The sequence below is a fragment of the uncultured Aureimonas sp. genome (assembly GCF_913775355.1).
GTDB lineage: Bacteria > Pseudomonadota > Alphaproteobacteria > Rhizobiales > Rhizobiaceae > Aureimonas.
This window is the reverse complement of sequence record NZ_CAJYIU010000036.1, coordinates 1-11,035: the sequence shown is the minus strand read 5'-3', so window position 1 is coordinate 11,035 and position 11,035 is coordinate 1. Positions and strand designations below refer to the sequence as shown.

The following is an 11,035-nucleotide window of genomic DNA, read 5'->3' as shown; positions in this document are numbered from 1 at the left end:
GGTTGTGGATCGGCGACAGGAGCGTGCGGATGCGCACCTCGCCCGGGCCCGGCTCCGGCGTCGGGCTGTCGGCCTGATGCAGGACGGTGGCGGGATCGCCGAACGTGTCGTGAACAGCGCTTTTCATAGGGCCGGCCTCCGGCATTATGTTGCAGGAGCGGTCAGATGGAGCCGCCGGGCCGGGCGCCAAGGGTGGGCAGGACGCGCGAAAGCGCCCGTACCGCTGGATCGCGGCCGGGGTGATCGAGTGCCTCGCTTTGTGCCGCCGTTCAAGGAAAAGGCGACGGGCCGCCGGAGGCGAACCTCCGTGGGGTAGTCAACAAAAGTGGTCCGCCTCCGGCGACCCGCGCGGTGTTTGCGGTTCGGCAGGGTGTGCGAGACCCCGCCATGGAGCTTCTCCGGTTGCCGCGCGCCTTGGCCCTTGCTGCCGGCTGCCTCTGACGCAGCGGCCTTCGGGGCTGTCTCGGGTCTGCGGCTTTCCGAGCGCCTCTCGTATTGGAGGCTGAACCGGACTTGCCAGAACCGTCCGGGCCACGGTCCCCTCCGGCAGGGGGCGTGTCGCGGACACCGCCCGCCGGCCCCTCCGAACGATCCCGGTGATCATTCGCGCCTGTTCGATGGGGCGGCGATGGCGGGAAGGCTAGGGCCGGACGGCAGCGAGGGGGAGAAAACGGGGAGGGGCGCCTCGCCACGGCCGCGCACGGGCGCTATAGGCGGGGCCTTCCGGCGCGGCCGGCGATCGTCCGGCGAGCCGCGTCTCGGCGGGCGGCGCCAAGGGTCCGCCGGTCCACCCCGCGCCCCGCCGCCGGCCCCGGCCGGCCGCTGCGGCTGCGACATGAAAAGGCCCCTTGCCCTTGCCCCGTATCCTCATGCTCCTCACCGCGCTCGCCCTTCTCGCCGGCTGCGCGGAGATCAACAAGCCGATCACGCCGAACGACAGCTGGCGCGAGAAGGCGACGCGCGACAACGGCATGCCGCGCTGACGGCCGACGATCTGAAGGCAGGATGACGATCAGGTTCAGGAACCGTTCAGGTGGCTGGAGGCTTACTGGGCCATCCATTCAACGGACGGAGTTGATCCGATGAAGAAGACCGTGATCCTCGCCCTTTCGGGCATCCTTGTCGCCACCTCGATGCCGGCGATGGCGCAGACCTACCGGTCGGACGTGCGCCAGTATCGCCAGCACGAGCGCATCGAGCGCGGACTGCACACGGGCCGCATCACGCCGCAGGAGGCGCGACGTCTCGCCCGCCAGCAGCACCGCATCAGCCAAGTCGAGCGCCGGGCGCGCTACTACAACAACGGCTATGTCGACCCGCGCTCGGCCCGCAAGATCGAGCGCATGCAGGACCGCGCCAACCGCAACATCCACCGCGCGGCGCGCAACCATCACCGCTGGTAAGCGGCGGGCCGCGCCAAGGGCGTGACGATCGAGGGGGCGCGGGAGCGGAACGGCTTCCGCGCCCTCTTGCCGTTGGGAACCGGCGGGGGCTGGATGGTCCGTGTGCTCGAGACGGGCACTCGACGCGCGGGGCGGGGCTCGATGCGCCGGCATCCTCAAGGGGGGTACGCCGCGCTTCCCTCCCGGCATTCCGCCCGTCGGCCCGATCACAGGCACTCACCGCCGACCGGCGAGCCGCCGACCGCTTCCCCGCTCCGACGCCTTCAGGAACCGTTCAGGCGCCGAGGCGTCCTCTTCCCCGAGACGACGAGACAGTCGAGGAACCCCGCGATGAAGACGACCCTTCTCCTCTCCGCCCTGGCGCTGACGCTGACCGCCCTGCCGGTCGCCGCGCAGGACTACGTGCTGCCGTCCGGCCCGCCGCGCAACGCGGCCGAGCAGCGGCTGCAGGACCGCGTGGACGCGCAGATCCAGATCAACCGCGAGCGCGGCTTCTACAGCCCCGGCCAGATCCGCCGCCAGGAGCGCTACGAGCGCCGCCAGCGCGCGCAGCAGCGCTGGGAGCGGGAGGAAAGGCGCCGGTGGGAGAGGGAGGATAGGCGGGGGGAACGGTATTTCTATCAGCGCTAATAAGCGGGATGAGTAGGATGCGAATACGCACATCCTACTCGCTTTGCCTAGTCAATCTTTTCTAGTCCAGAAAAAAGATCGAATGTGTTCGATGGTTCCAATTCAGGCGCGCCGCGTCGAAGCTCAGACGTACGTTCACGTGCCGCTTCGAGGGTTGCTCTTACAATCTCACGCGCCGCCAAGTAAGTTTCCACGCAATCGCTGAGATCATTATCAGGCAACTGTTTGTAATCGCCACGTTGCCAAATTTCTGCTTCGCGTGGCTGGTTTTTTCTGGGCCTTTGGAAAAATAAGAACTCTGCAGGACTATTTTGGAAGTCGGTGAGCGACAGGAAAGCGTCCTCACAAATTGTGACATAAAGGCGTCGCTGTTTCTCAGAGAGCTGTAGCTCTGCCCACCCACATACAAATATAGGAACGAACCGGCCATTTTCTCGGATGACCGACAGTGGGCTGATCGGCACTGTCAAATTTCTTGAAATTCTAAATAATTCTTTATTGAATTGAAGGCTGCCTGTTGGTTGGTAGTTGCGTTCTGCTTGGTGCGCGTAAAACGCTTCAATCAGTTGCTCGTTATAGAGTCTGCCGTCCGGCGCGCCTCGCTTTCGGGCGGTTGCAATTGCCGTCTCCCGCGAAATCCCCAGTTCTATGCCATCTTTTATGACGGCGTAGCTTGGTTGATACGTGAATGTCACTCCACCGTATAAAAAACTAAGAATTTTCTTCGCGGTAGACGGGGCGTCCGTCTCAATAAATCGTACCCAGTTCAACCCACTTGGAGGGCGATCAAGCTTTTGTAGCAGCTTGCCGTAATCTCTCGGCTTCAATGCTTCATCACTTTCCTGTGCCAATCTCGTATTATTTCATCCGAGATTTTCATTGTGGGGCTTGCTTGCTCTATGTGGTTCCAAACTCTGTCCCAGGGGCCATCTTCGATGTGAGATTGATCCACTAGGAAATAAGCCGACATCCGAAAATATTTTTCGGCATTCAATCTGATAAAATCAGCATCTTCTAGGAGAAAATCACAGCGGGCCACTTCCAGCCTGCCGTTTACAGGATTGATAATCTCCGCTCTTCCGTCGATTGGGCTCCCGCCAAACCGTTTGAATTGGTGATATAGCTCTCGAAATACTGGGCCATAATCCCAGGCTTCAATCTTTGCGCCAGTTAGCTTCCGACCATATAAAACTAGATAGTCCGCGTATAAGAAATACACTATTTTATTTATTTGGATATTGGTGAGCCTAATATTCTCACTTGAAGCTAAATCGATAATGAAATTCGCCAACGCTCGAACGTCATACATCGATCTATCCTAATCGATATTCTGGTTTTGTTCGCAATGCTGGAACCTTGTTGTCCACAGGTTTCGCGCAAATACGTTAATAAGCCCTCTCGAATCGGAACAAAAATAGAACATTGATCTATGTATAGGGCGGTCGTTACCGACCCGGCCGTCCCGTCTTCGCCTTCCGTCGCCCGCGTTTCTTCTCGTCGGCCGGGTCCTCGTAGCTGCCCAGCCCGATCTTCTCGCGGCGGATGGGCTTGAGGTCGTCGCCGGGCTTCGGGGGCAGGGGGCCCGAGGCGAGGGGCTTTTCCGTGCGGCCGACGGTCATCTCGTCCAGCGTGTTCTTGCGGAAGAGCGTGCGGTTGGGCGTCGCCGTGTCGGTGCCGGGGCCCATGTCGTCGAGCGAGGGCTTGGCGAAGTAGGAGGCGCCGTCGCCCCGGTCGGATCGAAGCCCTTGCACCTCGCCGATGGCGGCGTGGCCGCGCGCGGCGGGCGGCTTGATGCGGGCCGCGAGCGGCTCGCCGTTGGGGCCGAAGCGCGGGTTCTGGTGGTTCGCGCCCTTCTTGCGGCCGCCGCGCGACCTGGCGCTGCCGCCGCCCTCGGAGAACATGTCGACGTCGAGGTCGCGCGCCATCGGGTCGTCGGCGACGGCGAGCTCCGTCGCCTGGAGGCGCTTGATCTCGTCGCGCAGGCGCGCAGCGGTCTCGAAGTCGAGATCGGCGGCGGCGTGCCGCATCTCCTTCTCCAGATGCTCCAGATGGCTCTTCAGGTTGTTGCCGACGAGCGCGCCCTCGGCCGCATGGGCGCCGGTCGGCACGCGCACGTGGTCCTTCTCGTAGTAGCTGTCGAGAATGTCGGCGATCTTGGCTTTCACCGACTCCGGCGTGATGCCGTGCTCGCGGTTGTAGGCCTCCTGCTTGTCGCGGCGGCGGTTGGTCTCGGCGATGGCGCGCTCCATCGAGCCCGTCACCTGGTCGGCATAGAGGATGACCTTGCCGTCGACATTGCGCGCGGCGCGGCCGATCGTCTGGATCAGCGAGGTCTCGGAGCGGAGGAACCCTTCCTTGTCGGCGTCGAGGATGGCGACGAGGCCGCACTCGGGGATGTCGAGGCCCTCGCGCAGGAGGTTGATGCCGACCAGCACGTCGAAGGCGCCGAGGCGGAGATCCCGGATGATCTCGATGCGCTCGAGCGTGTCGATGTCCGAGTGCATGTAGCGCACGCGGATGCCCTGCTCGTGGAGATATTCGGTGAGGTCCTCGGCCATGCGCTTGGTGAGCACGGTGACGAGGACGCGGTAGCCGCGCTGGGTGGTCTCGCGGATCTCGCCGAGGAGGTCGTCGACCTGGGATTTCGCGGGCCGGATGTCGATCGGGGGATCGGTGAGGCCGGTCGGGCGGATGACCTGTTCGGCGAAGACGCCGCCGGCCTCCTCCAGCTCCCACTTGCCGGGCGTCGCCGAGACCGCGACGGTGGGCGGGCGCATGGCGTTCCACTCCTCGAAGCGGAGCGGGCGGTTGTCCATGCAGGAGGGCAGGCGGAAGCCGTATTCGGCGAGCGTCGCCTTGCGGCGGAAGTCGCCCCGGTACATCGCGCCGATCTGCGGGATGGTGACGTGGCTCTCGTCGATGAAGACGAGGGCGTTGTCGGGCAGGTACTCGAACAGCGTCGGCGGCGGGTGGCCGGGCTGGCGGCCGGTGAGGTAGCGCGAGTAGTTCTCGATGCCGTTGCACGAGCCCGTCGCCTCGATCATCTCGATGTCGAAGGTGACGCGCTGCTCCAGCCGCTGGGCCTCGAGGAGGCGGCCGGCCTTGTTCAGCTCGACGAGGCGGCCTGCCAGCTCAGCCTTGATGGATTTCACCGCCTGCTGCAGCGTCGGGCGCGGCGTGACGTAGTGGGAGTTGGCGTAGATCTTCACCGACTTGAGGTCGTCGGTCTTGGAGCCGGTCAGCGGGTCGAACTCGTGGATCGCCTCGATTTCGTCGCCGAAGAGCGAGATGCGCCAGGCGCGGTCCTCCAGGTGGGCGGGGAAGATCTCGATCGTGTCGCCGCGCACGCGGAAGGAGCCGCGCACGAAATCCATGTCACGGCGCTTGTATTGCTGGGCGACAAGGTCGGCGAGGAGCTGGCGCTGGTCGAGCCGGTCGCCCACGCTCATTTGAAATGTCATCGCCGTGTAGGTCTCGACCGAGCCGATACCGTAGATGCAGGAGACCGAGGCGACGATGATGACGTCGTCGCGCTCGAGCAGCGCGCGCGTGGCGGCGTGGCGCATGCGGTCGATCTGCTCGTTGATCGAGGATTCCTTCTCGATGAACGTGTCGGAGCGCGGGACGTAGGCTTCCGGCTGATAGTAGTCGTAGTAGGAGACGAAATATTCGACGGCGTTGTCGGGGAAGAAGTTCTTGAACTCGCCGTAGAGCTGGGCCGCGAGCGTCTTGTTGGGCGCGAGAATCAGCGCCGGGCGCTGGGTGCGCTCGATGACGTTGGCGACAGTGAACGTCTTGCCCGAGCCGGTGACGCCGAGGAGCACCTGCGTCTGGTCGTTCTGCTCGGTGATGCCGGACACGAGGTCGGCGATGGCTGTGGGTTGGTCGCCCTTCGGCTCGTATTCCGAGGCGATGCGGAAGGCATGGCCGCCTTCGGACTTCGAGGGGCGCTCGGGCCGGTGAGGGATCCAGAGCTCGCCGTTCTTGAACAGCGGGTTGCCGGAGGTGATGAGGTCCTGCAGCGCCTGGACGGTCGCGGTGACGCCGCTCTCCGGGAGGGCGGCCGCATCCTCGAGGCTGACGTTCAGGCCGGAGACGGGGTTGAGGCCGGCGCGGGCGCGCTCGGCAGGCGAGTTGGCGACGCCCATCGACGTGCCGCGCGCGGTCTTGCCGGGCTTGGATTTGGGCGCGTCCGCGGGGGCTGAAGGCTTCTTCGCCTTCTTCGCGGGCGCGGCGGCCTTGCGCTCGGCCTCCTCCTCGAGGTTTTGCGCGATCTGGTCCGCCCAGCCGGCCAGGGGGCCGGTCAGCGGCGTGCCGTCGAGATCGGGCTGCGGCGCCTCACCGAAGCCCGGATCGAGGCGCTCGGAGGCGTCGGAATAATCGAGAAGCGGCAAGCGCTTGGGGGACTTCTTAGGATCGGCCATGGGGCCGAATATGGGCCGGGAGCGGGGCGGAATAAAGGGGAAACGGAGGGGAAGACTTGCCCGCACGCAAGGGCGGGCATTAGCCCCTGCGCGATGCGGATGGGCTAATGCTGTTCGTCTCTGACATCCTCGATAGTTCGACGGTTTCGTCCAGTCACCAAAGTCTCGGTCGGTAACGGGACCGGCACTCTGATCCGCCGAATGGTCACCCGGTTTTTCCGCCAATGCTCAAGAGGAGTGATGAGGTAACGGATGATCAGGCTCTCTACCAGCCAAGCCAGCACGGCCGCGAAAGCAAATAAAGCGTAGAAGAAAAACCGGAACGCCTGTGGATCGTCAGGCGCCGATGGTCGAATTTCGGTCGCCCACGGTGCGACGAGAAGAATTCCGACGACAAATCGAAGCGCCCAGCGGATTTTCAGACGTCGAAGGGCATCTTCCCGCTGAAGACGAGCGACAAGCTGAGGCGGGGTCGAGGGTTCGGCCATTGGCGACGCTCCAGGTTTGGTCAGCTGACAAGAGACTCCAAAGCTTTTGATGACGTTGAGATCGTCGGCCGAATGTTACGGGTTTGGCAGACGCATCGCGGATGGGGTCGGAGGTGATGCGCCTACGGAGCGCCAGTCCTCGTAGAGCAGGCGGTTTGTTCGCTTCATCCGCATTCATCATTCGTTGACCAAGCCGACCCTATCCTCCGTCTCGTCCGCTCGAGTTTCGCGGAACTGAGGGCCAGCCGGATGGTATCGAGTCGAACCGGATGGCGTATCGTCACGCTCGCCGTCGCCGTGTCCGCGGCGGCGAGCGCCGATCGCCCGCTGCGGGCCATGGATTTCAAGCCCGTTCCCCCCGCCGACATTCCGGGCGAACTGCCCGTCGCGCGCGATCCGCAGACCGGCGCGCGCCTCGTCTGGGGCGGTCCGGTGCCCTCGGCGCCGGTGCCAGGCGCCGATCTCCCCGCCTATGCGCCGAGCCCCGCCGCCGTCGACCCTGCCCCTGAGCCGGTCTATGCCGCACCGGAGCCGAGTGCCGAGCGCGGGCCGGGCGACTACGGGCGCACCTATCCCGTTCAGGAGGCCGCGCCGCCTGCGGTCGAAGAAGCCGCCCTAGAGCCGCTCGCCGCGCCGCGCGTCATCGACGACGGCGGTGCGCTGCCCGAGGCGGAGCTGCCCGAAAGCGGTTTCGATCCGTGGGAGGGTCTGACGGACCCCGAGGTCGAACCGCCGCCCGAGCCGAAACCCCGGCGACCGGCGACGCGCCAGAGCATGGTGCCGAGCTGGGCCTCGCTCGGCGGCGACCGCGCGCTGTCGCCGATCGCCCGCCCGCCGCGCGGCGCGCTGGAGAGCGAGACGCCGAGCGGCTATCGCCCGGTGGCGCGGTCCGAGGCGATGTGCCGGCGCGAGCTCCAGAAACTCGGCGTCCGCTTCACCGACATCTCGCCCGTGTCTTCCGGGCGCGCCTGCGGGATCGACGATCCCGTGCGCGTGACGGTGGCGGTGAAAGGCATCGCGATGTCGCCGCCGGCGACGCTCAACTGCCAGACCGCGCTGAACGTCGCGCGCTGGCTGCGCGACGACGTGAAGCCTGCGGCGCGCTGGAAGCTCTGGAAGCAGCCGACGGCGCTGATCAACCTTTCGTCCTACCGCTGCTCGCGCATTGCCGGCTCGCGCACGATCTCGGAGCATGCCGGCGGCAATGCGCTCGACGTCGGCGGCTTCCGGTTCGCGGACGGATCTGTGGTCAAGGTCGAGCCGAAGGGCGTGTTCGCCTGGCGCGAGAAGCCGTTCCAGACCCAGATCCGGCAGGCGAGCTGCCGCCATTTCGGGACAGTGCTCGGGCCCGGCTACAACCGCGCCCACGCCGACCACCTGCATCTCGACTCCAAGACGCGGCTGCGCCCGATCTGCAAGTAAGGAGGCTCGTCCTCGTCGCTTCGCGTCACCCCGGCGCCCTGCCGGAGACGGGCCGTATTGATCCCCGGTGGCGCGGCGGAAAATAGTTTCCGCAGCGGCATGTCGCGTCGCAGGCAACGAAACGCGACGGCTCACGTTTCAGCCGGCGTGCGGTATGCCGCCGCACGCCCTGGCATAGGACACGTTGATGCTGAAGCCCTTGACCCTTGTGGCCGTTCTGATGGCCACCACGGCGCCGCTGGCGCACGCACAGGAGATGGACGACTACGGCGACCGCCTCGAGCGCGTCGATCGTGGCGACGACCGTGGCGACCTGCCGATGCGCGACGTGCGGCGCGGCGATCGCTGGGCGATGGATCGCGCGGATCGCGAGGACGACCGCGGCCCCGGCGAGCGGGATCGCTACGACGACCGCGACCGCAAGAAGGACGATGACAAGGACAAGGGCCGGGACCGCGACCGCGCCGAGATGCGCGACCGTGAGGATCGGGGTCCGCGCGACCGCGACGACCGTGGCCCCCGCATGCGCGGCCCGGATGGTCCGGAAGGCCGCCGTGGCCCGCCGCCCCCGCCGCCGCCGCGCGCCGGGTTCGAGATCAGCCTCGGCGGCGGTCAGACGATCCGCGTCGACTGCGGCGACGAGCCCTTCGCAAGCTGCATCGAGGCGGCGAAGCCGATCATCGATTCCGCGCGCGACATGGCCCGCGTCGGCCCCGCCGCCGGTGGCCCGGAGGCTCCGGTGACGCAGGTTCCCCCGCCGCCGGCCGATCTCGTGACGCCGCCGGCCGGCGAGACCCCGCCGCCGCCGCCCGCGCCGGCCCCGGCGAACTGATCTCGACAGCTTTCCGACAGGACGCCCTCCCTTTGCGGAGGGCGTTTTCGTTTCTGGATCTGCGCGTCGGACGGGTCAGTCGAGTTCCGGAGGGACCGGGGTCGGCTGCCCCACCGCGTCGAGCGCGACCATCACGAAGCTACCTTCGGTGACGAGTTCGCGCCGCTGCGAGAGATAGCGCCGGGCCCAGGCCTCGACATGCAGCGTCACCGACGTGCGGCCGACCTTCTCGATCCGCGCATAGACGCAGAGCGTGTCGCCGATCTTCACCGGCTTGCGGAAGGCGAGCGACTGGACCGCTGCGGTCACCACGCGACCGCCAACCCGCTCGGCGCCGCGAACGCCGGCCGCAAGATCCATCTGCGACATGACCCAGCCGCCGAAGATATCGCCGGCCGCATTGCTGTCGGCGGGCATGGCCTGAACCCGGATGATCAGGTCGCCGCTGGGCTTATCGGGCGAATCGGACATCGTGCGGTCGCTCCTCTCATTTGAACCGACACTACAAAGATCGAGCGGGCTTGCCGACCGCCTTGTCATCGGGCGTGCGGACTGCGCACCCTGCGGCGGGTTCGTCGGGAGGACGCGGATGAGATCGAGACTAAGCTTGCTTGCCTGCGCCGCACTCGGGGCCGGCCTCGTGCCGGCCGCCGCCGAGACCGGCGGCACGTTTCGCGACTGGACGGTGACGTGCACACCGGGCCTCAGCTGCACGGCGACGACCTTCGCGGCCGGTGGCGCCTCGATCTTCGGGCTGGGCCTGGAGCGCGCGGCGGCGGCCGATGCGCCGCTCGGTCTCGTCCTGTCGATCCCGTCCGATGCGGCGCTTCGCGGTCCTGTCACGCTCGCCATCGATGGCGGCCGGTCCGTCTCGCTTCCCCGAACCTCGTTCAAGGCCGACGCGGCGGGCCGCATCCGCAGTTTCGATCCAGTCGTCGCCGGCGACCTCCTCGCCGGAATGCGGGATGCCGGATCGGTACGCGCCTCGGCGGAGACCTCGGCGGGCCGATTGGAGCAGGTGTTCTCGCTGTCGGGCCTCGTAGCCTCGCTCCGCAGGATCGACGAGGACCAGGGACGGATCGGAACGGCAACGGCCCTCACCGATCGCGGCGACAAGCCGTTGCCCGACCGTGCCGGCCTGCCCGCCGACATCGCATCGCCGGACGAGCTTCCGGCCCCGGTCCGTACGCTCTGGGAGACCGCGGGCGACTGCGCCGATCGGGGCGACTTCGCCGACCTCACCGAACTCGGCTTCTCCATGCCGGCCGGTCCGGGATCGCGGCTCTATGTGATCGCCTGCGGCATGCCGGGTGCCTACAATTTCCCGTCCAGGCTCTATCGGTATTCGGACGACGACAAGCGTGCGGACGCGGTGCCGCTGGTCTGGATGACCACGCAGGGACCGACCGCCGACCTTTCGATCTGGAACGTCGATTTCGACGGCGGCGTCCTGTCGTCCTTCTTCAAGGGCCGCGGGATCGGCGACTGCGGGCGCTATTCCACGTGGCGCGTGGAGCCCGACACGGGACAGGTCGTGCTCGTCGAAGCGCGCGAGAAGGAGGACTGCGACGGTGAGGCGGGCGACGGGCCCGACACGTGGCCGCTCCTCTGGCCGCGGCGATGACGGGTTCGCGATCGGGTCCCGCGGTGTGGGAACCGATCGCGACGAGCCGCCTTTAGCTGACACGCGCCGGGCCCATGCGGGCTTTGGTCGCAGATATCAGCCAAGAGGTTTGTTCATGAAGTCCTTCGTCCTCGCCGCCGGCCTTGCCACCCTGATGACCGGCGCCGCGCTTGCGCAGACCTCCACCACCACGACGACGGGCGGCACGATGG

General features: G+C 66.4%; 11 protein-coding genes. 6 read left to right on the top strand and 5 right to left on the bottom strand.

The genetic code is table 11. The features are described from left to right. The first annotated feature begins 854 nt into the window (after positions 1 to 854). The 3 genes from QZ753_RS02655 to QZ753_RS02645 all read left to right on the top strand — a co-directional run bounded on the left by QZ753_RS02655 (position 855) and on the right by QZ753_RS02645 (position 2,033). Positions 855 to 983, top strand: a complete 129-nt coding sequence (locus tag QZ753_RS02655) for a hypothetical protein (RefSeq protein WP_294640969.1) — start codon at positions 855 to 857, stop codon at positions 981 to 983. A 99-nt stretch (positions 984 to 1,082) separates the two neighbouring features. Next, complete coding sequence (locus QZ753_RS02650; RefSeq protein ID WP_294640966.1) at positions 1,083 to 1,403, top strand: hypothetical protein; 321 nt, start codon at positions 1,083 to 1,085, stop codon at positions 1,401 to 1,403. A gap of 330 nt (positions 1,404 to 1,733) precedes the next feature. Beyond that, a complete protein-coding gene (locus tag QZ753_RS02645) occupies positions 1,734 to 2,033 on the top strand; it encodes a hypothetical protein (RefSeq protein ID WP_294640964.1) in 300 nt (99 codons plus the stop codon). Positions 2,034 to 2,080: 47 nt separating this feature from the next. Here QZ753_RS02645 and QZ753_RS02640 read toward each other — a convergent pair whose 3' ends face one another. The 4 genes from QZ753_RS02640 to QZ753_RS02625 form a co-directional block, all read right to left on the bottom strand. Continuing rightward, a complete protein-coding gene (locus QZ753_RS02640; RefSeq protein WP_294640962.1) occupies positions 2,081 to 2,884 on the bottom strand; it encodes a hypothetical protein in 804 nt (267 codons plus the stop codon). Further along, the gene (locus tag QZ753_RS02635) at positions 2,857 to 3,342 is read right to left on the bottom strand and encodes a Panacea domain-containing protein (protein ID WP_294640960.1); all 486 of its coding nucleotides are present in this window, start codon (positions 3,340 to 3,342) and stop codon (positions 2,857 to 2,859) included. The genes QZ753_RS02640 and QZ753_RS02635 overlap by 28 nt, the downstream gene beginning before the upstream one ends. A gap of 136 nt (positions 3,343 to 3,478) precedes the next feature. Next, complete coding sequence (gene uvrB, locus QZ753_RS02630; protein WP_294640958.1) at positions 3,479 to 6,457, bottom strand: excinuclease ABC subunit UvrB; 2,979 nt, start codon at positions 6,455 to 6,457, stop codon at positions 3,479 to 3,481. A 104-nt stretch (positions 6,458 to 6,561) separates the two neighbouring features. Continuing rightward, on the bottom strand, positions 6,562 to 6,945 hold the full coding sequence (locus tag QZ753_RS02625; protein WP_294640956.1) for a hypothetical protein: 384 nt from the start codon (positions 6,943 to 6,945) through the stop codon (positions 6,562 to 6,564). Between the two features lie 249 nt (positions 6,946 to 7,194). Between QZ753_RS02625 and QZ753_RS02620 the strand changes: the two genes are divergently transcribed. Together QZ753_RS02620 and QZ753_RS02615 are read left to right on the top strand one after the other, a co-directional pair. Next, positions 7,195 to 8,367 carry an extensin family protein gene (locus QZ753_RS02620; RefSeq protein ID WP_294640955.1) on the top strand — a complete coding sequence of 391 codons (1,173 nt, stop codon included), beginning with the start codon at positions 7,195 to 7,197 and terminating at the stop codon, positions 8,365 to 8,367. Positions 8,368 to 8,554: 187 nt separating this feature from the next. Beyond that, complete coding sequence (locus QZ753_RS02615; RefSeq protein ID WP_294640953.1) at positions 8,555 to 9,199, top strand: hypothetical protein; 645 nt, start codon at positions 8,555 to 8,557, stop codon at positions 9,197 to 9,199. Between the two features lie 75 nt (positions 9,200 to 9,274). Here the strand turns inward: QZ753_RS02615 and QZ753_RS02610 are convergent, their stop codons facing one another. After that, positions 9,275 to 9,670 carry an acyl-CoA thioesterase gene (locus tag QZ753_RS02610; RefSeq protein ID WP_294640951.1) on the bottom strand — a complete coding sequence of 132 codons (396 nt, stop codon included), beginning with the start codon at positions 9,668 to 9,670 and terminating at the stop codon, positions 9,275 to 9,277. Between the two features lie 136 nt (positions 9,671 to 9,806). Between QZ753_RS02610 and QZ753_RS02605 the strand changes: the two genes are divergently transcribed. After that, entirely contained in the window at positions 9,807 to 10,823 is a 1,017-nt protein-coding gene (locus tag QZ753_RS02605) for a DUF1176 domain-containing protein (RefSeq protein WP_294640949.1), read from the top strand. Positions 10,824 to 11,035 lie beyond the last annotated feature (212 nt).